General features: G+C 63.6%; 21 protein-coding genes. 18 read left to right on the top strand and 3 right to left on the bottom strand.

Annotated features, from left to right (window positions below):
• Window positions 1-41: 41 nt before the first annotated feature.
• Window positions 42-1637, bottom strand: coding sequence for a glutamine-hydrolyzing GMP synthase (gene guaA / locus RDW26_RS04915; protein WP_307982745.1), 1596 nt, complete (start codon window positions 1635-1637; stop codon window positions 42-44).
• A 332-nt stretch (window positions 1638-1969) separates the two neighbouring features.
• On the opposite strand from guaA, the gene RDW26_RS04920 reads away from it, so the two are divergent.
• The 5 genes from RDW26_RS04920 to RDW26_RS04940 all read left to right on the top strand — a co-directional run bounded on the left by RDW26_RS04920 (window position 1970) and on the right by RDW26_RS04940 (window position 7847).
• Complete coding sequence (locus RDW26_RS04920) at window positions 1970-2971, top strand: undecaprenyl-diphosphate phosphatase (protein ID WP_307982746.1); 1002 nt, start codon at window positions 1970-1972, stop codon at window positions 2969-2971.
• 72 nt (window positions 2972-3043) lie between these two features.
• Window positions 3044-3982, top strand: a complete 939-nt coding sequence (locus RDW26_RS04925; protein ID WP_307982747.1) for an AEC family transporter — start codon at window positions 3044-3046, stop codon at window positions 3980-3982.
• 180 nt (window positions 3983-4162) lie between these two features.
• A complete protein-coding gene (locus RDW26_RS04930) occupies window positions 4163-4444 on the top strand; it encodes a chorismate mutase (protein WP_042433231.1) in 282 nt (93 codons plus the stop codon).
• Window positions 4441-5244: a 3-deoxy-7-phosphoheptulonate synthase gene (gene aroF, locus RDW26_RS04935; RefSeq protein WP_052297781.1), complete on the top strand. Its 804-nt coding sequence runs from the start codon at window positions 4441-4443 to the stop codon at window positions 5242-5244. The genes RDW26_RS04930 and aroF overlap by 4 nt, the downstream gene beginning before the upstream one ends.
• Before the next feature lie 209 nt (window positions 5245-5453).
• Window positions 5454-7847, top strand: coding sequence for a UvrD-helicase domain-containing protein (locus RDW26_RS04940; RefSeq protein WP_307982748.1), 2394 nt, complete (start codon window positions 5454-5456; stop codon window positions 7845-7847).
• Between the two features lie 261 nt (window positions 7848-8108).
• Here the strand turns inward: RDW26_RS04940 and sdaAA are convergent, their stop codons facing one another.
• On the bottom strand, window positions 8109-9734 hold the full coding sequence (gene sdaAA, locus RDW26_RS04945; RefSeq protein ID WP_307982749.1) for an L-serine ammonia-lyase, iron-sulfur-dependent, subunit alpha: 1626 nt from the start codon (window positions 9732-9734) through the stop codon (window positions 8109-8111).
• Between the two features lie 388 nt (window positions 9735-10122).
• Here sdaAA and RDW26_RS04950 point away from each other — a divergent pair, with 388 nt between their 5' ends.
• Window positions 10123-11061 (top strand): manganese-dependent inorganic pyrophosphatase, encoded by a 939-nt coding sequence (locus RDW26_RS04950; RefSeq protein WP_307982750.1) that lies wholly within the window; start codon window positions 10123-10125, stop codon window positions 11059-11061.
• Between the two features lie 288 nt (window positions 11062-11349).
• Here the strand turns inward: RDW26_RS04950 and RDW26_RS04955 are convergent, their stop codons facing one another.
• Window positions 11350-12225, bottom strand: coding sequence for a LysR family transcriptional regulator (locus RDW26_RS04955; RefSeq protein WP_307982751.1), 876 nt, complete (start codon window positions 12223-12225; stop codon window positions 11350-11352).
• 147 nt (window positions 12226-12372) lie between these two features.
• Here RDW26_RS04955 and RDW26_RS04960 point away from each other — a divergent pair, with 147 nt between their 5' ends.
• From RDW26_RS04960 to RDW26_RS05015, 12 genes are all read left to right on the top strand, one after another.
• On the top strand, window positions 12373-12702 hold the full coding sequence (locus RDW26_RS04960; RefSeq protein WP_118350167.1) for a hypothetical protein: 330 nt from the start codon (window positions 12373-12375) through the stop codon (window positions 12700-12702).
• A 169-nt stretch (window positions 12703-12871) separates the two neighbouring features.
• Window positions 12872-13984 carry a M20/M25/M40 family metallo-hydrolase gene (locus RDW26_RS04965; protein ID WP_307982752.1) on the top strand — a complete coding sequence of 371 codons (1113 nt, stop codon included), beginning with the start codon at window positions 12872-12874 and terminating at the stop codon, window positions 13982-13984.
• A 422-nt stretch (window positions 13985-14406) separates the two neighbouring features.
• Window positions 14407-14778: a 30S ribosomal protein S12 gene (gene rpsL, locus RDW26_RS04970; RefSeq protein ID WP_042433264.1), complete on the top strand. Its 372-nt coding sequence runs from the start codon at window positions 14407-14409 to the stop codon at window positions 14776-14778.
• A gap of 120 nt (window positions 14779-14898) precedes the next feature.
• Window positions 14899-15369, top strand: a complete 471-nt coding sequence (gene rpsG / locus RDW26_RS04975; protein WP_042433267.1) for a 30S ribosomal protein S7 — start codon at window positions 14899-14901, stop codon at window positions 15367-15369.
• 13 nt (window positions 15370-15382) lie between these two features.
• Window positions 15383-17488 (top strand): elongation factor G, encoded by a 2106-nt coding sequence (gene fusA / locus RDW26_RS04980; RefSeq protein WP_307980100.1) that lies wholly within the window; start codon window positions 15383-15385, stop codon window positions 17486-17488.
• A 37-nt stretch (window positions 17489-17525) separates the two neighbouring features.
• Window positions 17526-17834 (top strand): 30S ribosomal protein S10, encoded by a 309-nt coding sequence (gene rpsJ / locus RDW26_RS04985; protein ID WP_042433704.1) that lies wholly within the window; start codon window positions 17526-17528, stop codon window positions 17832-17834.
• 15 nt (window positions 17835-17849) lie between these two features.
• Window positions 17850-18470 carry a 50S ribosomal protein L3 gene (gene rplC, locus RDW26_RS04990; protein WP_042433272.1) on the top strand — a complete coding sequence of 207 codons (621 nt, stop codon included), beginning with the start codon at window positions 17850-17852 and terminating at the stop codon, window positions 18468-18470.
• Between the two features lie 31 nt (window positions 18471-18501).
• Window positions 18502-19128 carry a 50S ribosomal protein L4 gene (gene rplD, locus RDW26_RS04995; protein ID WP_042433275.1) on the top strand — a complete coding sequence of 209 codons (627 nt, stop codon included), beginning with the start codon at window positions 18502-18504 and terminating at the stop codon, window positions 19126-19128.
• A complete protein-coding gene (rplW, locus tag RDW26_RS05000) occupies window positions 19128-19415 on the top strand; it encodes a 50S ribosomal protein L23 (protein ID WP_042433278.1) in 288 nt (95 codons plus the stop codon). The genes rplD and rplW overlap by 1 nt, the downstream gene beginning before the upstream one ends.
• Window positions 19416-19530: 115 nt before the next feature.
• The gene (locus RDW26_RS05005) at window positions 19531-20232 is read left to right on the top strand and encodes an ABC transporter ATP-binding protein (protein WP_307982753.1); all 702 of its coding nucleotides are present in this window, start codon (window positions 19531-19533) and stop codon (window positions 20230-20232) included.
• Between the two features lie 2 nt (window positions 20233-20234).
• A complete protein-coding gene (locus RDW26_RS05010) occupies window positions 20235-23531 on the top strand; it encodes an FtsX-like permease family protein (RefSeq protein WP_307982754.1) in 3297 nt (1098 codons plus the stop codon).
• A 65-nt stretch (window positions 23532-23596) separates the two neighbouring features.
• Complete coding sequence (locus RDW26_RS05015) at window positions 23597-24898, top strand: trigger factor (protein WP_307982755.1); 1302 nt, start codon at window positions 23597-23599, stop codon at window positions 24896-24898.
• Window positions 24899-24980: the final 82 nt, after the last annotated feature.

Consider the following 24980-nt stretch of genomic DNA (forward strand, 5'->3'; position numbering starts at 1 on the left):
ACAGTACGGCACTCAAAAGTGCAGGTCAGAACCCTATCAGCCTACTCCCACTCGATCGTCGCGGGGGGCTTGGGGGTGATGTCGTAGCACACGCGGTTGGCGCCCGGCACCTCGGCCACGATGCGGCTCGAGATCTTCGCCAGCAGCTCGTAGGGCAGCTTCGCCCAGTCGGCGGTCATGGCGTCGGAGCTTTCCACGGCGCGCAGGATGATGGGGCGCTGGTAGGTGCGCTCGTCGCCCATGACGCCTACCGACTTGATGTCGGGCAGCACGGCGAAGTACTGCCAGCAGCTGTGCTCGCTGTTGCGCTCGCCGGTCTCCTCGAACAGGCGCTGGTTGTACGCGTCAAGCTCCTCGCGCACGATGGCGTCGGCGTTCTTCAGGATCTCAAGCTTCTCGGGGGAAACCGCGCCGATGATGCGGATGGCAAGACCCGGGCCGGGGAAGGGCTGGCGATGCACGATGTGGTCGGGAAGCCCCAGCGCCGTGCCGAGCGCGCGGACCTCGTCTTTAAAGAAGTGGTCGAGCGGCTCGATCAGGTCGAAGTGCACGCCCTCGGGGAACGGGATGAGGTTGTGGTGGCTTTTGATGGTTGCCGCCTTGCCGCCCGTCTTGCGCGCGCCGGATTCGATGATGTCGGGGTAGATGGTGCCCTGGGCCAGGTACTTCACGCCGTCGAGCTGCTGGGCCACGGTGAAGAACTCCTCCCAGAACTGCGTGCCGATGATGCGGCGCTTCTGCTCGGGATCGGTGACGCCGTCGAGCAGCTTGGCGTAGCGCTCCTCGGCGTGAACATGGATGAAGTCGACGTCGAACTGCTTGGTGAACACGTCCTCGACCTGCTCGGGCTCGCCCTTGCGCAGCAGGCCGTGGTTGACGAACACGCAGGTCATCTGCTTGCCGACGGCACGAGCGCCCAGCGCGGCCACCACGGAGGAGTCGACGCCGCCCGAAAGGGCCAGGATGACGCGGTCGGAGCCGACCTTCTCGCGGAAGTCGGCGGTCAGGGTGTCCACCAGGTTGTCCATGGTCCAGTTCGGCTCAAGCCCGCAGATGTCGAACAGGAAGTTCTTCAGCATCTGGTTGCCGAACTCGGTGTGCTTGACCTCGGGATGGAACTGCGTGGTGTAGATCTTGCGCTCGGGGCACTCCATGGCGGCGACGGGGCACACATCGGTGGAGGCGACCACGGTGAAGCCCTCGGGGATGTCCTTCACGGCGTCGAAGTGGCTCATCCACACGGTCTGATCGGCGGGCGTGCCCGCGAACAGGTCGCCGCCGGAGACGTGCAGCGTGGCCGGGCCGTATTCGCCCACCTCGGGGTGGTACACGCTGCCGCCCAAGGTGACGGAGGTGACCTGATGGCCGTAGCAGAAGCCCAGGATCGGCACGCCCAGTTCGTAGATGGCGGGGTCGACGCGCGGCGCGTCCTCGGCGTTGACGGATGCCGGGCCGCCGGACAGGATGATGGCGGCCGGCGCCATCTCGCGCACCTCGTCGGCGGTGATGTCGCACGGGACGATTTCCGAGTACACGTTCAAATCGCGCACGCGGCGGGCGATCAGCTGCCCGTACTGCGCGCCGAAGTCGAACACGACGACTTTCTGGTTGGTGGAACTGGACGATGCGGTGCTCACTAGAGGCTCCTTCTTCGGTTGTATCACGCTGCCCGGCCGCGCTTGCGGCTGCACTGTTCTCTGCGTTTTCGTATCGGCGATTGTACATTAAGCTGCGCTAATCCATACTTGTCGGCTGCGTATCTTCAACACAACGCTACGCAAGGTCCACGTTACGGCCTGCGTTTTGCTCCTCAAACATCAAGGGCAGGTAAAGAAATCGTGCGCCCGCTCTGGTTTATCGGGCGTGGCGCGCGCGTCGCATGGCCGCCTTCTACAATTTCGAATCCGTGCGGCATCGTAGGCTCATCGGACCCGCGCCCGCACGCGTACGGCTCACCGAAAGGCGGAACATGATCATCGAAGCGTTGAAATCCCTATTGATCGGCATCGTCGAGGGCGTCACCGAATGGCTGCCCATCTCCTCGACGGGCCACATGATCCTCGTCGACGATTTCGTGCAGCTCCAGGTATCCTCGGAGTTCCTTGCGTTGTTTCTGGTGGTCATCCAGATCGGCGCCATCTTGGCTGTGCTCACGCTGTACTTCCATAAGCTCAACCCGTTGAGCCCGCGCAAAAACGCCGACGAGAAGCGCGCGACCTGGCGTTTGTGGGGGATGGTGGCCATCGGATGCATCCCTGCCGCCATCGTGGGCATCCTGCTCGACGACTGGGTGAACGCCCATTTCTACAACAAGGTCACCGTTGCCGCCATGCTCATTTTGTACGGCGTGGTGTTCATCGTCATGGAACGTCGCAACCGCCGCCGCATGCGCCGCGCCCGCGCCGTCGTGCAAAACCAGGCACACGCCCGTGCCGAGTGGCCTTCGACCCCGCGCGGCCGTCATGCCCGCGTGCAGGTTCCGGCGCACCTCGCGCCCGCACATGCCTGCGCCGCCGACCTTGACGCGGCCGCCGAGTGCAGCATCTTCCGCATCGCGGATGTCGACGACATCGATTGGAGGACGGCTCTGAAGATCGGCTGTTTCCAGGTGCTCGCCATCATCCCCGGCACCTCTCGTTCGGGTGCCACCATCATCGGCGGCATGCTGTGCGGCTGCAGCAGGACCGCCGCGGCGGAGTTCACGTTCTTCCTGGCCATCCCCATCATGTTCGGCTGGGGCCTGGTGAAATGCATCAAGTTCGCGGCCGCGGGCCTTGCTATGACGGCAACCGAGGCGGTCGTTCTCGAGGTGGGCGTGGTTTCGGCGTTCGTCATGTCCATGGTGTCCATCAAGTTCCTGATGGGGTACATTAAGAAGAACGACTTCACGGCGTTCGGTTGGTACCGCATCGTGGTGGGCGCGCTCGTGCTCGGCGTCTTCGCGCTGCAAACCGCGGGCATCTTGGCGTAACGGTCCGCGCCCGGCGCTTTCCCGCCCTGCTCCGTGAGCTCATGCAATGCACGGGGAAAGGGAAGGGAAGCGGTGCTTAGCCAGTTCAGCAGCATCTTCACGCAGATGGTGGCCCTGTTCGCCGCCATTGGCGTCGGCTATATCTGCAAGAAAACGGGCGTTATGGACGCCGATTTCGACAAGAAGCTCTCGGGGCTTGTCCTGAGCGCCACGTTGCCGGCGCTGATCTTGGCATCGGTGCTCAACGTGGACAGCTTGCCCGACCCTATGCTTATGGGGCAGATCATCGGGCTTTCCATGCTCAGCTACGCGCTGTTCATCCCCATCGCCTACCTGGTCACCTATGCGTTGCGCATCCCCGACGGCCGGCGCGGCGTATACCGCTTCATGCTCATCTTCGGCAACACGGGCTTCATCGGCTATCCTGTGCTGTCCGCCATCTTCGGTCCGCAGACGGTCGTATACGCGGTTGTGTACAACATCGTGTTCAACCTGCTGTCGTTCACCTTCGGCGCATGGCTTATCGCATCGGACAACGAATATGGCGTCAAGGTGCGCATGAGCTGGCGCGATTTCGTTACGCCCTGCAACATCGCCACGCTTATCACCATGGCATTGGCGTTTTGCGGCGTGCATGCCGTGCCCGTGGTCGGCCCCGCGCTTTCCACCATCGGCAGCTTCACCACGCCCGCCACGCTGCTCATCGTGGGATCGTCGCTGGCGAACCTTCCCGCCGCCAAGCTTATGGGCACCCCTCGCCTGTGGATTGCGTGCCTGGTGCGCATGGTGGCCACCCCGCTGCTCATCTTCGCTGTCATGCGCCCTCTTGCCGGCGGCGCGCTGCTGGGGGTGGTCGTGGTGTTGGCGGCCATGCCTGTGGCAACCAACGGCACCATGTTCTGCTACCAGTACGGCGGCGACGCCAAGACCATGGCGCAGGGCACCTTCATCACCACCATCTTGGCGCTGGTCACCATCCCGTTGCTGGCTACCTTCTCGGCTGTTTTGTAACCGGGTCGGTGCGCTGTCCCCATTTACCTACTTTATTCCTCAGAATTTCCGGAATCGGCCCGTGGTTTTGCTATCATGATGCGCACACGAGGGCCGCTTTCGTCCTGCACGGCGCGCGTCTGGTACTCGACGCGCCGCGCGGCCATGCTCGTTACCGCTCAAGAACAGGAAGGAACGCCGATGTCTGATCAGAACAGCTCGTTCGAGCAGATCCAGGAACATCGTGCAAAGATCGACGAGCTTGACCGCCAGATCGTCGCGCTGCTCAACAAGCGCGCCGGTCATTCGCTGGTCATCCGCGGCCTGAAGCCCGGTGCGCACCTGGGTCTGTACGACCCCAAACGCGAAGAGGAGATCTTCGAGAAGGTGGACAGCTATAACGAGGGCCCGCTCTATAACGATAACCTCCGCGAGATCTACGGTACTATCCTGAAAGTCATGAAGGAGACCCCGTCAGCATGAGCGAGCAGAGAATCGAAGCGAAACTGCCGGATTACGGCACTCGTACCGACGAGATAACCATCTATGCCGGCCCTTGCTCGGTCGAAAGCGAGGAGCAGTTCTTCGAAGTGGCCGAGTGCATCAGCGACCTTGGCCTGACCTGGATCCGCGGCGGCGCGTACAAACCGCGTACCAACCCGCATAGCTTCCAGGGTCTTGGCGAGGAAGCCCTTAAGATCATGAAGGCCGGCGGCGAGAAGTACGGCCTGAAAACCCTTACGGAAGTCATGGACTCCGAGCATTGCGAGCTGGTGCATTCCTATGTGGACGGCTTGCAGGTGGGCGCCCGCAACTTCCAGAACTTCAGCTTGCTGAAAAACATCGGCAAGGTCACGAAGGACTCCCACAAGATGGTGCTGTTCAAGCGCGGCTTCGCGGGCACCATTGCCGAGTGGCTGGCGGCAACGGACTACATCACCATGGAGGGCAACGACAACGTGGTGCTGTGCGAGCGCGGCCTGCGCACGTTCGAGACGGCCACGCGTTTCACGCTCGACATCTCGGCCGTGCCCGTCATCCACAAGCAAAGCCTGCTGCCCATCTGCGTGGACGTTTCCCATCCGGCAGGCGTTCGCGACCTGGTGCCCAGCCTGGCGCGCGCTGCGGTGGCCGTGGGCGCCGACTCCATCATGATCGAGGTGCATCCCAACCCGCCGGCGGCGCTTTCCGACGGCCCGCAGCAGCTGACCCCGGCGCAGTTCCGCGTCTTGGTCGAAGAGCTGCGCGAGATCGCCGCGGTGTTTGGGAAGAAGATCGTCTAGCGCTCGCAAAGCGTTTTGCATAGCATGGCGAAGGCGGATCGGGAAACCGGTCCGCCTTTTTTCGTGCGCGGAATCGAACATCCTCTGGCCATGCTGTGCATGCTTGGCGCGGATAGGGCGCGCGCCGCTCGGAAGCGGTACAATCATCAGTCGCGCCTTTGGGCGCTTTGAACTTGCAACCGCACGTGAACATCATGTTAGGAAGCCCTATGCCCGTCGACATCACCACGCTCAACGGCCCCCAGCGTCAGGCCGTCGAATGCACCGAAGGCCCGCTTTTGGTCTTGGCTGGTGCTGGATCAGGCAAAACGCGCGTGCTCACGTACCGCATCGCGCACATCCTGGAGGATCTGAACGTGGCGCCGTGGGAGATCTTGGCCATCACGTTCACCAACAAGGCGGCCGCCGAGATGCGCGAGCGCTTGCAGGGCTTGGTCGGCCCGCGCAGCCGCGGCATGTGGGTGTCCACCTTCCACAGCATGTGCGTGCGCATGCTGCGTGCCGACGCCGAGCGCCTGGGATTCTCGAAGAGCTTCACCATCTACGACACCGACGACCAGAAGCGCCTGTACAAGGAGATCATGGCCGAGCTGGACATCGACCCGAAGCGCTTTCCCATAAACGCCCTGATGAACCGCATTTCCACGGCGAAAAACGAGCTGAAGGTGCCCGGCAACTTCGCCAAGGAGGCCAACGACCCGGTGGGCAAGGTGGCCGCGCGCGTCTACGAGAAGCTGCAGGAACGCCTGAAGCAGGCTAACGCCTTCGACTTCGACGACCTTCTGCTGTACGCGTACCTGCTGCTGAAGAACCATCCCGACGTGCTCGAGGCCTATCAGCTGCGTTTCCGCTACATCATGGTGGACGAGTATCAGGACACCAACCATGCACAGTACGAGATCACACGCCTTCTGGCCGAGCAGCACGGCAACATCATGGTGGTGGGCGACGACGACCAGTCCATTTACAGCTGGCGTGGCGCCGATATCCGCAACATCCTGGAGTTCGAGAAGGATTACCCCCAGTGCACCACGGTGAAGCTGGAGCAGAACTACCGCAGCGTGGGCAACGTGCTGGCGGCGGCCAACGCCGTCATCGCGAACAACCAGCATCGCAAGGTGAAGAAGCTGTTCACCGACCAGGAAGATGGCGAGAAAATCCACGTGTACATGGCCTCCGACGAGCGCGACGAGGGCCGCTGGATCGCCGGCGAGATCGAGAAGCAGCGCCAGAAGGGGCTGTCCTACAACCAGGTGGCGGTGTTCTATCGCACCAACGCCCAGTCGCGCATGCTTGAAGATATGCTGCTGCGCGCCGGCGTTCCGTACCGCATCGTCGGCGGCACGCGATTCTTCGACCGCGCCGAGATCCGCGACGTCATGGCCTACCTCGCGTTGGTGGTCAACCCCGCCGACGACATCGCGGCCAAGCGCGTCATCAACACGCCGCGCCGCGGCATCGGCAAGTCCACGGTGGAGCGCATCGAGCAGTTCGCGCGCGAGATGGACATGACGTTCATGGAGGGCGCCGAAATCGCCATCGCCGACCCCGAGCTGCGCGCCGCCACGCGCCGCAGCGTGGGGGAGTTCGTGCAGATCATCAAGGATGCGCAATCCTACTCGGGCGATCTGCGCAAGTGCATCGAGGCCGTCATCGACAAGTCCGGCTTGATCAGCGCCTTGCAAGCGGAGAACACCGACGAAGCGCGCGGGCGCGTGGAGAACATCCAGGAGTTCCTGTCCGTAGTCGACGAGTTCGTGGACACCCACGACGAAGAGGACGCCGATTACGCCGCCCCCACGGTAGGCGAGCAGGGCGGGGAAGATGAAGCCGCCGAGCCCGTGCGCGTGCTGCGCGGCGATTCTCTGGCCGACTTTTTGGAGTGGGTGCGCCTGCGCACCGACCTCGACACCATGGACGAGGACGGTCAGGCGGTCACCATGATGACGGTGCACGCCTCGAAGGGCCTGGAATTCGACTGCGTGTTCGTGGCGGGCATGGAGGAGACGCTGTTCCCGCACATGAACAGCGTCGGCGACGCCGCCGGCATCGAGGAGGAGCGCCGCCTGGCATACGTCGCCATCACACGCGCCCGCAAGGTGCTGTTCCTCACCTGTGCCTACACGCGTCAGATCTTCGGCCAGACGCAGGCTAACCCGGTGTCGCGCTTCATCCATGAGATTCCCGGCGAGCTTCGCCAGACCATGGGCGTGGGCAGCCAGGGCTTCTCCGGCACCGGTTGGGAGAAGCGCGGCAGCCGCAAGGGCATCTCCGGCAGCGGCGTGGAGGCGGGCGGCGGCCGCGTGTTCGGCCGCTCGAGCGCCAGCGCCCCCGGCGGCAGGTCCGAGCGCGAACGCCGCGAGGTGCGTACGAACCGCATCGGCGCAGGTCGTTCGGTATCGGGCGCCTACGTGCGCCCCGGCGCGGAGAAGAAGGCGGCAGCTAAGATGACCTTCGCCGCCGGCGACACCGTCGACCACAAGACGTTTGGCCGCGGCAAGGTGACGAAGGTGGACGGCGACACGCTCTACGTCCGTTTCTCCAAGTCCGGCCAAACGAAGAAGCTGCTGAAAGACTACGCGCCCATCGTCAAAATAGGGTAGGGCGAAAGCGACGGTACGATGCCGTCACGCTGCGGCCTGCATACAGAAGCGCCCCGCAAACCTCGGCGGTTTGCGGGGCGCTTCGCTTGTTGAACAGGGGACGGAGGTGTGTTCACGCTCGGCGTGGCCGGGCAAGCGGCCGGTAGCGCTATGCGAACAGGGGACGGAGGTGTGTTCACGTTGCGAGCCTTGATGGTTCGCAACGGCGTCTTGTTCGCGCTGGTTTTGCGTATGGGCGCGGAAGGCCGGCGACGCGGCCTCCTATTTCCCGCACATGTGCGATTCGCACCAAGCGCAGGCGTCGGGGGTTGCCGCCAGGCCGCCCAGGGCCGATTCACGCAGCTCGAAGGGAAGGCTGCGGCCCACCTTGTACATGGCCTCAACCGTTTGGTCGAAGCCCACCAGGTTGCCGATGCCGGCAAGCGAGGTCTGAGCGCTCACCAGCGCTGTTGCCGCGCCCGAGGCGTTGCGCTTCTGGCACGGCACCTCCACCAGGCCCGCAACCGGGTCGCATACCAGGCCCATCATGTTGGTGAGCGCGTTGCCGGCGGCGTTGAGGCATTGCTCGGGCGTGCCGCCCTCAAGCTCCACGCACGCCGCCGCGGCCATCGCCGCTGCCGACCCGATCTCAGCCTGGCAGCCGCCCTCGGCGCCGGAGACCGTGGCGTTGCGGGTGATCAGGTAGCCTACGGCGGCGGCGCAGGCCAGCGCGCGCTGCAGCTGCTCGTCGGAATACCCCTTCGCCTTCTGCAGCGCAAGCAGCACGCCGGGGATCACGCCGGCCGATCCGGCGGTGGGGGCCGCCACGATGCGGCCCATGGAAGCATTGGTCTCCAACACGGCCATCGCGTAGGCGCAGGCGCTGGCTATGGGCTCGCCGAGCACGTCGGCGCCCGAATCGCGCACCTTCGCCATGCGTTGCGCCTCTCCGCCTAAAAGCCCGCCCATGGATGCGGCCGGCGCGTCGAGCGGCAGGAACGCGGCGTCTTTCATGACGCGCAGCGCGTAGGCAAGGTATGCGCCCGTGCCGTCGACGTGCCCGCCGGCCTGCTGCACGGCCGCCTCGCGGCGCAGGAACACCTCGGAGATGGCGGCCTTCTGTGCGGCGCAAAGCGCGAGCAGCTGCGTCCCGTTCGCGAAATCAAGCGTGCGCAGGCTTTCGAGCGCCGCTGCCTGCTCGGCTTCCCCGATGGTTGCCTGGGTCTGGCCGAGCGAGGCGGCGGGGATGACGCGTACGCCGCGGATCAAGGGGTTTTCCAAGATGGTCGCCTGCGCATCGTCGTTGATACGCTGGTCGGTCTCGAGCACGGTCCATGCCGTGTCGCCGCGCTGCTCGCGGTACAGGCGGGCTGTGGCGATGTTGACGCCGTGCGCCGAAAGGCTGGTGGCGATATGCGCGAGCACGCCCGGCAGGTCGCGCTGCTGCACCACGATCGAGTGGCTCTCGCCGGTGATGTAGACGTCCACCCCGTCTATCTTGCGGATGACGGCCGCGCCGCCGCCCACGCTTTCGCCGCGCACCTCCATGCGCCCACCCTCGGCGGTGTCGATGACGATGTCGATGGTGTTGGGGTGCTCGTAGTCGTCGCAGTCGGGCAGGGGGATGAACGTGAAGTCGAGCCCCGCTTCGCGGGCGTGCGCGAACGAGTTGCGGATGCGCAGGTCGTCGGGCGCGAAGCCGAGCATGCCGGCGACTAGGGCCTTATCGGTGCCGTGGCCGGTTAGCGTATGCGCGAAGCTGCCGAGCAGGCGGAACTCCACGTGCGCCGGCAGTTCGCCGGCCAGTTTGCGCGCCATGTACGCGATGCGCAGCGCGCCGGCGGTGTGGCTGCTCGAAGGCCCCACCATCACCGGCCCGATGATATCGGTCAACCCAATCGTCTCCATGTTCGCTCCTTCGCGCATCGCCGCCTTATGCGGTCGTTTCCGTTTCCGTACACTATACCGGCTTGCCGCCGGCGCGCGTAGCGGTTTACGCACGGTTAACGGTTCCAACACGTGGAGGAACCGTGCTCGGCGCCGGGCCGCCTACATGGTGGCGGCCGTCGCGCTCGATGCTGTGTCGGCGACACGGAGGGGTGGCGGATGCTACGCCCGAACACCGCTTGCATCTCCCGTTTGCGCCCGGTTCGTGGCAGTTCCCTAGGGTTTTGAACATGTGCTGCAAGCGAGGTTATAATGAGTGGTCGGCGTTGCGTCTATTTGCGAACGCTGCGCCGAAAAGGGTAGGACGATGAAGGGCCGGGCGTAACCCGGCTAGCGAAGGAGCGATCACATGGCGGCACCCATCCTGGTGTTCGGTCACAAGAACCCCGACAACGATGCCATCAGCGCAGCTGTTGGCTATGCGTACCTGAAAAACGAGCTGGCCAAGCGCGCTGGTTCCGACGCCGTCTACGAGGCATGCCGTCTGGGCGGCCTTCCGCCGGAGACCGAGTGGATCCTGGGCGAGAACGGCATCGAGGCGCCGCGTCTGATCGAGTCTCTTTCCGAGGGCCAGCAGGTCATCCTCGTCGACCACAACGAGGCGCTGCAATCCGCCGACGGCCTTGACGCCGCCGAGATCGTCGAGATCGTCGACCATCACCGTCTGGGAGGCCTGGTCACCGCGCAGCCGCTGCGCTTCAACGCCAAGCCCGTCGGCTCCACCGCCGCCATCGTGGCGCGCGAGTTCGAGATCGAGGGCGTGGAGCTGCCGAAGGGCATCGCCGCGCTGCTGCTCGGCGCCATGCTCACCGACACCGTCATCATGAAGTCGCCCACCACCACCGACTTCGATCGCGACATCATCGCCCGCACGGCCGCTGCCGTGGGCGTCGACCCGGTCGAGTACGGCATGTCCATCTTCAAGTGCCGCTCCAATCCCGCCGAGCTGCCCGTCGACAAGCTGGTCAACGCCGACGCCAAGGAGTTCGAGCTGTCCAACGGCAACAAGGTCTACATCGGCCAGTACGAAACGGTCGACCTGCGGGCCGTGCTCGGCCGCGAGGCCGAGATCCGCGAGGCCATCAAGGGCCTGGTCGCGGACAAGGGCTACCAGTTCGTTCTGTTCTTCGCCACCGACATCCTGGCCGAGGGCAGCCAGTTCATCTGCGAGGGCGACACCGATTTCGTCAACCGCGCCTTCGACATCGACTGCACCGACAAGTCCGTTTGGATGCCCGGCGTGCTCTCCCGCAAGAAGCAGGTGGCCGCACCCATCCTGGCGCTGTAACCTTGCGTTAGCAAACGTCATCGCATAAGAAAGCCCCCGCGCAAACGCGCGAGGGCTTCCTTTCGTTTCAGGACGCTTCGGGGACGTAGCACTATCTGTCACATTGCCCGCGTCGACATGGCGAACCGAAGCAGCGTCGTCTCCTCGCGTCCGCGCACTGACGTTTCGGGGACGTAGCACTATCTGTCAGGCCTCGTCCCGTTCGGTCTTCGCCAGCCGGCTGTTTATATCTTGCTGCGCGATTTGCGTATCCCGCGCCCGCTTCTTCTTGCGAAGCCCCATTCCGCCTTACGCGTCCGCTTCGCCCATGCGCCGCCGTATGAAGTCGAGTAAGAACGCGTGGAACTCGGCGGCTTTCTGGCCGAGCGGGTGTTTGGCCGTCTCCACCACGATATCGCGTTCGAACCCCGCATATGCGATCGGCGCCAGCACCACATCCGATCCCTCTAGCGCACCCCAGCTGCGTTCAGGCCAAAACCCCACGCCAAGCCCCAGCGCGATGAACTTGCGGACCACATCGGGGCTGTCCGACTCGAACACCACGTTCGGTGCGAACCCCGCCTTCAGGCACAGTTCGTCGCACACCCCGCGGAATCCGCGCGTCCCCGCCAGACATACGAACGGCGCGTCGGCGAAATCCGCCAAAGACGCCGCGTTACCCTTCGCCTGCTCCTTGGGGATGGCCAGGCATATGCGCTCGCGAAACACCTGGGATGTACGCGCATCCGGTTTTGCCGCGGCCCCGCGGGCCTCCGTGCGCACCCGCACGTCCCAGCGGGCCTCGCTGTTCGCCTGGTTGATGACGAAGGCGGCCTGCGGAACCGTCGCGCGAAACGCCGCGATGGCGTCGACGGTCATGGACGTGGCGGCCTCGACGTCGATACGCACCGTGTTGCGCTCCTGGCCCTTTGCCTGGGCAATGACCTGGGGAATCTCGTCGAACGCGGCAAGCAACGGCGTCACCTTGCTCTCAAGCGCCTCGCCGCAGGGGGTGAGGCGTATGTTGCGCCCGGCGCGCTCGAACAGCTTCGCATCCAACTCGCCCTCAAGACGGCGGATGGCCTGCGTCAGCGCCGGCTGAGCCACGCCAAGGCGCTTCGCCGAGTTCGTCATATGCTGGGTTTGCGCCACCTCGTGAAAATAGCGCAGCTGCAACAGCTCCATGCGCACCTCCTTCAGCCTCAATGTGACGATAACGCGCAGATTATGGAAAACGCTTAACCTATAACGTTGACAGTTTTACCATAGCAAATCGCCGAGGGCATGCGCCCGCGGCGAACCTGCAGAATTCCACCAAGGGAGATGACGGAAATGGCAGAGGCGCTTGAGGCGATCATGCTCATTTGCTTCGGGCTTTCGTGGCCTATGAACGCGTACAAGAACTTCAAGGCCCGTACGGCTGCGGGAACTAGTTGGCAGTTCATCTTGCTGATCACGCTCGGCTATTTCGCCGGCATCGCCGCGAAGTTCGTGTCCGGCACCATCAACTGGGTGCTTGCCGTGTATTTCATCAACGTCGTCTGCATCGCCGCAAATTGGGTTGTGTACTTCCGTAACTGCGCCATCGACCGTGAACGCGATCGACTGCGCAAAGAGGAGGACGCGCAGGACGCCATGGCGCAAGCGCGCGCCGCGCGATAAAGGCACCCCCTCGCGCCGCGTGGTCGTTTCAAGCAGTCCTTGCGTTCGCGCGGGCGCTGGCCTATATCTATATATGAACCATTTCGGAAAGCCGCCTGAGCGCGGCTTTCCGCGTATCCCGGTGAATCGACATCCCGATGAACCGACATCCTGACTGAAAGGGGATCCTGTGAAGCCCGACCGCCTGCTCGATTTGTTCTGCGAACTTGCGCGCATCGAAAGCCCGTCGCGTCGTGAGGCCCTTATGGCGAAACGGTGCAAGGCCGAGCTGGAGGGCCTGGGCTTCACCGTCCGCTTCGATGATTCCGCGGAACGGACCGGTTCCGACACGGGCAACCTGATCGCTTTCCGCGCCGGCAGCGCTCCCGGCGCCGTGTCGTTGTGCGGGCATATGGATACCGTGCGCCCATGCAAGGGGATCGAACCCGTGGTGGAGGACGGCGTGATCCGCAGCGCGGGGGATACCATCCTCTCTGCCGACGATAAGGCTGGCGTAGCCGCCATTTTCGAGGGCGTTCGCAGCCTCATCGAAGCGGGTGAGGCGCTTCCGGATGTGCATGTCGTCCTGACCACGTGCGAAGAGATGCACCTGCTGGGCGCCGGCGCGCTCGATACGTCGTTTTTGCCGGAAGGCACGCCGTGCTACGTATTGGACGCCGACGGCGATCCGGGCACCATCATCAACCAGGCACCGTGCCATTGCACGTTCACCGCAACCTTCCGCGGAAAGTCGGCGCATGCCGGCGTCGAGCCCGAGCGCGGCGTCTCGGCGCTTGCCATGGCGGCGCAGGCGGTCTGCCATATGCCCTTGGGGCGCATTTCCGCGCATACCACGTCCAACGTAGGCGTCATCGAGTGCGATGGGGCCACGAATGTGGTGCCCGGCACTTGCTGGCTGTCAGGCGAATGCCGTTCCACCTCCCTTGAGCGCGCCCGTGCCGAGCGCAGCGCCATGGACGAGGCCATGCGCGCGGCCGCGGCGCAGGCCGGCGGCAGCGTCGACATCGAGTGGCGCACCGACTACCTTCCTGTCTCCTACGCCTCCGACCACCCGTTGGTCGAAGGCGTCATGCGCGCGGCCCTGGCGGCCGGGCTGCGTCCCCGCCTTGCCGCATCCGGCGGAGGAGCGGATGCCAACATCTTGGCGGGACGTGGAGTCTCGGCGATCACGCTTGCCACGGGTATGGCCAACTACCATTCCTGCGACGAATACATCACCGTGGACGATCTGAACGGCTGCGCGCGCCTAATCGAGCAGCTCGTGCTCGAGGCTCGCGAATAGCGGCTCTGCCGCGCCGAGAGCGGTTTCGCCGACGGGGAAGGGCCCAGGGAGGCGCTGCCGGCGTCCTTGAAACGTCGGTTTCACGCCCGTTGCAGCGCTTGCCGGGATGCGCGACGACCATGCCGATCAGGGCCGCGCACCGTTTCGCAACTTTTGCAACAACTTTTTGCGAATTTGTGTGCAAAACGTGCATCGCGGAACAACAAAACGTTGCATGACCTGCCAAAACAAGGTACAATACCAATAGATACGCCCGGGTGCGTGGCGTTTGACAGCCCCTATACCCGGTGATAAAGTTCCAACTCGCGCTCCGAAAGGGGCAGGGTTTTCGCGTGCGTATCAGCTGAACGCACTTGGAAACCCGCGAGTAATGCGGCGGTGGTCTCGTACACCGCCGGAGGCAAATACAGAAGGAGAAGATTTTGCCTACCATCAACCAGCTGGTCCGCAAGGGCCGCAAGAAGTCGGTCGACAAGAAGAAGACGCCGGCTCTGAAGGGCAACCCGCAGAAGCGTGGCGTGTGCACCCGCGTGTACACCACCACCCCCAAGAAGCCGAACTCGGCTCTGCGTAAGGTCTGCCGTGTGCGCCTGGTCAACGGCATGGAGGTCACGGCCTACATCCCCGGCATCGGCCACAACCTGCAGGAGCACTCCATGGTGCTCATCCGCGGCGGTCGTGTTAAGGACCTCCCCGGTGTGCGCTACAAGGTCATCCGCGCCGCGCTGGACTGCGCCGCCGTGGACAACCGCAAGCAGGCTCGCAGCCGCTACGGTGCCAAGCGCCCGAAATAAGTAACCGTTAAGACGCGCGGGTTGTATGAAAGCGCCTCTCCCGAAAGGGTCGGGAAGGCGGCAACCTAATGGGAAGGAGAAAGCTTCCCCGAAGCGCGCAGGAATCAGAAGGAGTTTTACATGCCGCGTCGTGCAGCAGCAGTCCGCCGTGAAGTTCAGCCGGACGCCGTCTACAACAACCGCCTTGTCACCCAGTTGATCAACAAGATCCTGCTGGACGGCAAGAAGTCCACCGCCGAGGGCATCGTCTACGGTGCTTTCGAGCTGGTTCAGGCCAAGACGGGCGAGGATCCGCTGGCTATCTTCAAGAAGGCCATGGACAATGTCCGCCCCACCCTCGAGGTCAAGCCGAAGCGTGTCGGCGGCGCCACCTACCAGGTGCCGATGGAGGTCAACTCCCGCCGCGCCACCACGCTGGCCATTCGCTGGATCGTGGACTTCTCCCGTAAGCGCAAGGAGCACACCATGAAGCAGCGCCTGGCTGCTGAGATCATGGACGCCGCCGAGAACACCGGCGCCTCCGTTAAGAAGCGCGAGGACCTGTACAAGATGGCCGAGTCCAACCGTGCGTTCTCGCACTATCGCTTCTAGGGCGTGACCTAACATGGCTAAAGCTAATGATCTGAAACTCACGCGTAACTTCGGCATCATGGCCCACATCGATGCCGGTAAGACCACCACTACCGAGCGTATCCTGTACTACACGGGCAAGACGCACAAGATCGGCGAGGTGCACGACGGCGCCGCTACCATGGACTGGATGGTCCAGGAGCAGGAGCGCGGCGTGACCATCACCGCTGCCGCCACCACGTGCTTCTGGAAGAAGGACGACGAGACATACCGCTTCCAGATCATCGACACCCCCGGCCACGTGGACTTCACCGCAGAGGTCGAGCGCTCCCTGCGCGTCCTCGACGGCACCGTCGCCGTCTTCGACGCTGTTGCAGGTGTGCAGCCGCAGTCCGAGACCGTGTGGCGTCAGGCCGAGAACTACGGCGTGCCGCGCATCGCGTTCATTAACAAGTACGACCGCGTCGGCGCAGACTTCGAGCATGCTATCCAGACCATGAAGGATCGTCTGCATGCCAACGCCGTCGCCGCTCAGCTGCCCATGGGCGCCGAGGACAACTTCTGGGGCGTCATCGACCTGGTCACCATGACCGCTTGGGACTTCAAGGCCGACGACAAGGGCATGACCTACCCTGAGCCCATGGATGCCATCCCCGCAGAGTTCGCCGACGAGGCCGAGCTGGCTCACCAGGAGCTGGTCGAGGCTGCCGCCGACTGCGATGATGAGCTTATGGAGAAGGTCCTCATGGAGGAGGAAATCTCCGTCGAGGAGCTGAAGGCTGCTCTGCGCAAGGGCGTCATCGCCTGCAAGATCAATCCCGTGTTCGTGGGCTCCGCCTACAAGAACAAGGGCGTCCAGGAGCTGCTCGACGCCGTCGTCGACTACCTGCCGGCTCCCGTCGACGTTCCCGCCATCAAGGGCACCATCCCCGGCACCGACGAGGAGGACGAGCGTCCTTCCGACCCGAAGGCCCCGTTCAGCGCCCTGGCGTTCAAGATCATGACCGACCCGTTCGTGGGTAAGCTGACCTACCTGCGTGTGTACTCGGGCTCCCTTGACGCCGGTTCCTACGTGACCAACGCCACGAAGGACAAGAAGGAGCGCGTCGGCCGTCTGCTGCAGATGCACTCCAACCAGCGCGTCGACATCGATTCCTGCTCCGCTGGCGACATCGTCGCCGTCGTCGGCCTGAAGAACACCACCACCGGTGACACCCTGGCCGATGACAACGCTCCGATCATCCTGGAGTCCATGGAGTTCGCCGACCCGGTTATCGACATCGCCGTCGAGCCGAAGACCAAGGCCGACCAGACCAAGATGGAGATCGCCCTGCAGAAGCTGGCCGAGGAGGACCCGACCTTCCGCGTGTCCACCAACCATGAGACCGGCCAGACCATCATCGCCGGCATGGGCGAGCTGCACCTGGAGATCATCGTCGACCGCCTGATGCGCGAGTTCAAGGTCGAGGCAAACGTCGGCAAGCCGCAGGTTGCCTACCGCGAGCGTCCGGGCCACGAGGTCCTCTCCGCCGAGGGCAAGTTCGTCCGCCAGTCCGGTGGTCGCGGCCAGTACGGCCATGCGGTCATCAACATGTACCCGCAGGAGCCGGGCAAGGGCTACGAGTTCGAGAACAAGATCGTCGGCGGCGTCGTGCCGAAGGAATACATTCCTTCCATCGACAAGGGTATCCAGGAAGCCCTCAACACGGGCGTTCTGGCCGGTTACCCCGTCGAGGACGTCCGCGTCGAGCTCATCGATGGTTCTTACCACGACGTCGACTCTTCGGAAGCTGCCTTCAAGGTTGCCGGCTCAATGGCCATCAAGGAAGCTCTGCGCAAGTCCGACCCGGTCATCCTCGAGCCTGTCATGGCCGTCGAGGTCGAGACCCCGGAGGAGTACACGGGCTTCGTCATGGGCGACATCCCGTCTCGCCGTGGCATGATCCAGGGCCAGGAGCAGCGCAACGGCGCCGTCGCCATCTCCGCGAAGGTGCCGCTGGGCATGATGTTCGGCTACGCTACCGATCTGCGTTCCGGTACGCAGGGTCGCGCAACCTACACCATGCAGTTCGACTCTTACGAGCCGGTTCCCAAGAACGTCGCTGCAGAGATTATCAGCAAGGCCGGCGGCAACGCTTAAGCGTTGAACGTCCGAAAGCTTAACGGAGGAAATGAAAGTGGCTAATCAGAAGATTCGCATCCGCCTCAAGGGATACGATCATGAGATCGTGGACCAGTCCACGAAGCTCATCGTCGATACCGCTCAGAAGACGGGTGCCAAGGTGTCCGGTCCCATCCCGCTGCCGACGGAGCGCAACCTGTTCACCGTCGTCAAGGGCCCCCATGTGGACAAGGATTCGCGCGAGCAGTTCGAGATGCGCACCCATAAGCGCCTGATCGACATCCTGGAGCCCACCCCCAACACGGTGGATTCCCTGATGCGTCTGGACCTCCCTGCCGGCGTCGACATCGAGATCAAGCTGTAAGGGGTGTCAATTAGCATGATTAACGCTATTTTTGGTAAGAAGATCGGCATGACCCAGATCTTCAACGAGGAGGACAAGCTCATCCCCGTGACCGTGATCCAGGCTGAGCCGAACACGGTGTGCCAGGTCAAGACGAAGGCCACCGACGGCTATGAGGCCGTGCAGCTGGGCTTCGGCGAGATCAAGGCCAAGAAGGTCAACAAGCCCATGGGCGGCCATTTCGCCAAGCAGGGCATCGAGCCTACCCGCTACCTGCGCGAGGTGCGCGTCGAGGACGCCGCCGAGTACAAGGCCGGCGACCAGCAGACCGTGGCGGCTTTCGCCGAGGTCAAGAAGGTCGACGTCACCGGTACCTCCAAGGGTAAGGGCTTCGCCGGCGTCATGAAGCGCTACGGCTTCGCCGGCGGTCCGGGCGGCCATGGTGCTCACTTCCACCGCGCTCCCGGTTCGGTGGGCATGTGCGCCACGCCTTCCCGCGTGCTCAAGGGCATGCGCCTGCCTGGTCACATGGGCTGCGACACCGTCACCGTCAAGAACCTGACCGTGATGCGCGTCGACGAGGAGCAGAACCTGATCCTGGTCAAGGGCGCCATCCCCGGCGGCAAGAACGGCATCGTGCGCGTGCGCATGGCGTAACCTGGACTATCTATAAGGAGTTTTCACTACCATGACGACTATCGAGATCAAGGACGCAAGCGGTAAGAAGGCCGGCGACGCCGAGCTTTCCGCTTCCGTGTTCGGCATCGAGCCGAACGTGCCCGTCATGCACCAGGTTGTGCGCGCTCAGCGTGCGTCTTGGCGTGCCGGCACCAGCAACACCCTCACCCGCGGCCAGGTCCGCGGCGGCGGCAAGAAGCCGTGGCGCCAGAAGGGCACCGGCCGTGCCCGCCAGGGCTCCATCCGCTCCCCTCAGTGGGCTGGCGGCGGTACCGTGTTCGGTCCGCATCCGCGCAGCTACGCCTTCCGCGTGAACAACAAGGAAGTCAAGCTTGCCATGCGCTCCGCTCTGTCCGCTAAGGTGGCCGACGGTCAGTTCACCGTTGTCGACGAGTTCAAGTTCGAGAAGCCCTGCACCAAGGACGCCAAGGCGTTCATCAAGGCCATGGGTTTCGAGGGCCAGCGCACCACGCTGGTCATCGGCAACGACGACGTCACCACGTGGCTGTCCTTCCGCAACCTGGAGAAGGTCAACATCCTGCCCGTCGCCGAGGCCAACACCTACGAGCTGCTCGACAACAAGCAGCTGGTGTTCACCGCTGAGGCCCTGAAGCGCATCGAGGAGGTGCTCGCATAATGAAGGATCCCCGCGAGGTCATCATCCGTCCTATCGTGACGGAGCACAGCTACGACCAGATGGAGAACAACGTGTACACCTTCGAGGTGGCCAAGGACTCCAACAAGGTTGAGATCCGCCAGGCCATCGAGGCTATCTTCAACGTCTCCGTGGTCAAGGTGAACACCCTGAACGTCAAGCCGAAGCCCAAGCGCGTGCGTTACCAGGTCGGTCAGACCCGCACGTGGAAGAAGGCCATGGTCACGCTGAAGGAAGGCGATACCATCGAGCTGTTCGGCGCCAACTAAGGTTGACGTTACACCAAGCTAACGCTTGAACCGCTTAGAGCGCCCCGGCATCTATGCCGGGGCGCTCTTTTGTATAATCAGGGGAAGGAAAGCACCCGAAGAGCAAGGTGGGGACATGGCGTTCGTGGAATTCAACGATGTTCGCAAGGTGTATAAGATGGGCGAGGTGAAGGTTGCCGCTGCCGATGGCATGACCTTCACCGCTGAAGCCGGTGAGTTCGTGGTGGTGGTGGGCCCTTCGGGCGCCGGCAAGACCACGCTGCTCAACATGCTCGGAGGCATGGATTCGTGCACATCCGGCACCATCATGCTTGATGGGCGCGACATCAGCCGTTTCTCCGAGCGTCAACTCACGCAGTACCGCCGCTTGGACATCGGCTTCGTGTTCCAGTTCTACAACCTGGTTCAGAATCTCACCGCTCTTGAAAATGTCGAGCTTGCCAGCCAGATCTGCCCACATCCGCTTGATGCGGCGCAGGTGCTTGCCCAGGTGGGCCTTGCGCATCGCATGGATAACTTCCCTGCGCAGCTTTCCGGCGGCGAGCAGCAGCGCGTAGCAATCGCTCGCGCGCTTGCCAAGAACCCTAAGCTGCTCCTGTGCGACGAACCTACCGGCGCTTTGGATTACAAAACGGGCAAGGCCATCTTGAAGTTGCTGCAGGACACGTGCCGCAACACCGGCAAGACGGTGGTCCTCATCACCCACAACTCCGCATTCGCCGATATCGCCGATCGCGTCATCCATGTGCGCGAAGGCCGTGTCGCCAGCTGCTTCATCAATCCGAACCCGGGCAACGCCGAAGATTTGGAGTGGTAGCCATGGGAGCCTTTCGCAAAGAGGTCCTGCGCTCCATCACGCATTCGTGGGGGAGGTTCCTTGCCATCGCCGTGATGGCGGCGCTCGGCTGCGGTTTCTACGCGGGCTTGCGCATGACCGGCCCCGATATGCGTTTGGCAGGTGATGAATATTATGATGCTACCGAGCTGTGCGACCTTCGCGTGGTGTCGTCTTTGGGCATGTCCGATGTACAGGTCGATATGCTGCGCGGCGTCGAGGGCGTTTCGGGAGTCATGCCCGCCTACGAGGCGGATGCCATATCGCAGCTGGCGGGAACGCAGTACACGCTTCGTTACCACTCGCTTGACATGGACGCTGCGAAGGCGAGCAGCTGCTCGGATGGCCTGCGCGTGGAGTCCGACAATGCCGATTACGTGAACCGGCTTATTTTGGTTGAGGGTAGCTGGCCGGAATCGGACGACGAGTGCCTGCTTTCCGCCGACAACGTATGGACGTCGCCGGTGCAGATCGGCGACACCGTCGAGTTGCTCGAGGGCACGCAGGACCTGGACGGCGTGTTCACCACGCGAACCTTCACTGTGACGGGTTTTGTGCGGTCCTCGTATTACACGTGCACCACCAATACCGGCGCCACATCCCTTGGGTCGGGCGAGCTTTCGTCCTTCGTCTTCGTGCCCGAAGGGGCCTTTGCGGCTGATTATCCCTATACGGAAGCGTTCCTCACCGTCGACGGGGCGGTTGGGGAAGCGTGGCCTGAGGACGCTTATCAGCAGCGCATCGACGCAGTGGCCCAGCGGTTGAACGACCTTTCCCCGCAGCTCTCAGCATCGCGCATCGAGCAGCTGCAGCGCGATGCGCAGGCCGAGCTCGATGATAAACGTGCGGAGTTCGAGCGCGAAAAGGCCGACGCCGTCGCGCAGATGGACGACGCCCAAGCGAAGCTCGACGATGCGAGCGCCCAGCTTGATAGCGCTTCGGCGCAGCTTTCCTCCGCGGCGGCACAGCTCTCCAGCAGCCAGGCGCAGCTTGCCCAGGGCGAGGCGGAGCTTGCCAGCGGCCGGGCGCAGCATGACAGCGGCGCGGCCCAGCTTGCCGAGCAGCGCGAACAGGCTCAGTCGGCCATAGCGCAGGCCCAGGCTCAGCTTGACGCCGCGCAATCGCAGTACGATCAGGCTATGGCGCAGCGCAGCCAGCTCGAGGCCCAGCTCGAGCTGGCGCGCGCGGCTCAGCTTGCCGACGTGGCAGCGCAGCTGGAGGCCGCCATCGCGCAAATCGACGCGCAAACCGCGGGCGCACCCGATCAGCTGGCCGCGGGACGGGCCGAGCTTGATGCGCAGCGCGAGCAGGCCGCAGCGCAGCTGTCCGCGGCACAGGCTCAGCTTGATAGCGCGCAATCCCAGCTTGACGACGCCGAGGCGCGTCTGGCGACCGGTCGTGCGCAATATGCTGCTGGCCAGCAAAGCTACGAGCAGGGTCGCGCCGAGTACGAAAGCGGTCTGGCAGAGCAGCGAAGCGGGCAATCCGAGCTTGACGGGAAGCGCGCCGAGGCGCAGCAGCGCTTCGCCGATGCCGAGCAGCAGCTGGCTGATGCGCAGGCCGAGATCGACGCCATCGCCGACAAGGACGCCAACGTGTACGTGCTTGACCGCTCGAAGAACCTGGGTGCCGAGAGCTTCCGCAGCGATGCGGGCCGCATGGACCAGATCGCCGCGGTGTTCCCGCTCATGTTCTTCCTGGTGGCGGCGTTGGTGTCGCTTACCACCATGACCCGCATGGTGGAGGAGGAGCGCGTGCTCATCGGCACATACAAGGCGTTGGGTTACTCCAACGCCCGCATCACGTCGAAGTACCTCGTTTATGCGGTGGTGGCATCGGGCGTGGGCGCGGCTGTGGGCATCGTGCTGCTTTCACAGTTCCTGCCATGGTTCATCATGAAAGCGTATTCCATCATGTACATGGTGCCTTGCATGCCTACTCCCGTGAACCCGGGCGTGGCCGCAAGCGCCGCCGCCTTGGGTGTGGGCATCACCGTTGCTGCAACGTGGTTCGCAGCGGCGGCCACCTTGCGCGAGTGCCCGGCGTCGCTCATGTTGCCGCGTGCGCCGAAGGCCGGCAAGCGCATCCTGCTTGAGCGAATCCGCCCGCTGTGGAGCAGGATGACGTTCAGCTGGAAGGTGACGGCGCGAAACCTGTTCCGCTACAAGCGTCGCTTCTTCATGGCCATCATCGGCATCGCCGGCTGCACTGCGCTGTTGCTCACGGGCCTGGGGCTGCAAAACGCCATCAACGACATCATCGACAAGCAGTACGGCGAAGTGTACAGTTTCAACACCATCGTGCGCATGGATGCCGACGAGGCCGACCAGAAAGCAAAGGATGCGGTTTCGAATGCGGTGGGCTCGGATGGGCAGGAATTTGCCTGGGTTTCCACCGAGAACAAGATCGCGTGCGCCCCTGATGACGGTGCGGAGCATCGCTTTGAGCTGGTATGCGCTCAGGATCCCGAGCAGCTGCAGCGCTTCGTGCAGATGCGCGAGCGCGTCGGGGGCAAGGCCCTCACGCTCGACGGGAGCGGTGCTGTCATCAGCGAGAAACTTGCCAGCCAGCTGGGGGTTTCCGTTGGCGATACCCTGACGTTCTATGACGAGGACGACATCGGCAACCTGGTGGGGGATGGGCGCGCGGTGACCGTCGCAGGCATTATGGAGAACTACGTGGCGCAGTACGTCTACGTCACCGCCGATGTATACAAGCAGGCTATGGGCCAGCCGGCCGAGTTCGCCACCGTCTACGTCGATCTTGGGAACGGCGTCGACCGTGATGCGTTCTCCGACCAGCTGCTTTCCATGGACGGCGTGAAAACCGTCACCTACAGCGACGAGACCATCGACAGCTATCGCACCATGCTCAAGTCGGTCAATAGCGTGGTGGTGGTGCTCGTGGTCGCCGCGGCGCTGCTGGCATTCGTGGTGCTGTATAACCTCACGAACATCAACATCACCGAACGCGCTCGCGAGATCGCCACGCTCAAGGTGCTCGGCTTCACCTCGCGCGAGGTGGATGCGTACATCTTCCGCGAAACCATCCTGCTGTCGGTCATTGGCGCCGCGATCGGCTTGGTGCTCGGCATCTTCATGGAAGGTTTCGTCATCACCACTGCAGAGGTAGACCAGGTCATGTTCGGCCGCGACATCCATGCGGCAAGCTTCGCCATCGCGTTCGCGCTCACCATGGTGTTCTCGGGCATCGTGGCCCTTGCCATGCGCGGAAAGCTGCGTCGCATCGACATGGTGGAAAGCCTGAAGTCCAACGAGTAGCGGCTGGCGCCGCGTCGGGTTGCGCTACAATGTGAGCGTTTCATCATCAATCAGAAGGGGATCCCATGAAGGTTACCGAGAAGAAGCTCGAGGACGGCCTTATCGAGCTCACCGCCGCCGCCGCAACCGCCGAGGTGGCGCAGGCGTTCAACGTGGCGCACTATTCGTTCTGCGCGAGCATGGGCGTGGAAGTGCCGCAGGGTCAGACGCCGGCCCAGGCCGCTGAGGACAAGCTCGGCATCAAGGACCTGGATTCCGTTTCCCAGCAGATGGCCATCGACTACCTCGTGCCGTTTGCCGTGGACAAGCGCAATCTGTGCCCGGCGTTCCCGCCCACGCCCATCGTCGACCAGCCCATCAAGCGCGGCCAGGTCTTCGAGTTCAAGGTGCAGGTGACCCCCAAGCCCGATTACGAGCTGACCAGCTACGAGCCGGTGTCCATCACCGTCCCGCCGCTGAATTTCGACGAGTCGCTGGTCGATCAGCAGATCCAGCAGCTCGCTGAGAGCTTCGCCACTTACGAGAAGTGCGACGCCAAGCCGCTCGACGCTTCCGGCGCCGCGAAGATCGCCCTCGAGGTCTCCCAGGGCGGCAAGCGCCTGGACAACCTGTGCACCGACGGGCGCACCTACATCCTGGGCATGGGCCTTATGCCTGACGAGTTCGAGAAGAGCCTCATCGGCATGAACGAGGGCGACGTCAAGGAGTTCGCTTTCGATATGCCCGGCGCGCCCGAGGGTGAGGCGCCGCTTGATTGCAAGGTCACGGTGATCGAGTGCCAGGAGAAGCGCGTGCCGGAGGTGGACCAGGAGTTCATCGAGAAGAACATGCCCATGGCCCGCGACGTGGAATCCCTGCGTCAGGTTGTTTCCGAGCGCCTGCAGGCCGAGCAGCGCGCCCAGTACCAGGAGATGCAGCTGACCATGGTGGCCGACGAGCTTTCCCGCCGCTTCCAGGGCACCATCTCCGACGAGGTATATGAGTCCATGCGCGACACGCTCATGCAGAACGTGCGCGGCTCCCTTGCCCAGCAGGGCATCCCGTTCGAGCAGTTCGTCGAGGCCCAGGGCGGAGACCAGCAGTTCGGCATGATGCTCATGATACAGGCCCGTCAGATGCTCGTGCAGGGCTACGCGCTCGACGCGGTGTTCCGCCACGAGAAGATGACGCTCGACGACGAGGACATCATGGCAGCCTGCCGTGCCATGAACCCTGCCGACCCCACCACGGCGCGCCGTCAGATGGAGGGCAACGGTCAGGCCTTCGTGCTGCGTGAGACCGCGGGCCGCTTGAAGGCAAACCGCTGGCTGCTCGAGCATGCCGACATCACCGTGTCCGAGGAGCCTGCCGCCGAGAAGGCCGAATAGGGCGCAACATCGGTCACGGGCGAGGCTATGCGGGGGAGCGTTGGCCTGGTGCCGGCTTGCGATTGGCATGGGCAATCTTTCC

The sequence above is a fragment of the uncultured Senegalimassilia sp. genome (assembly GCF_902464545.1).
GTDB lineage: Bacteria > Actinomycetota > Coriobacteriia > Coriobacteriales > Eggerthellaceae > Senegalimassilia.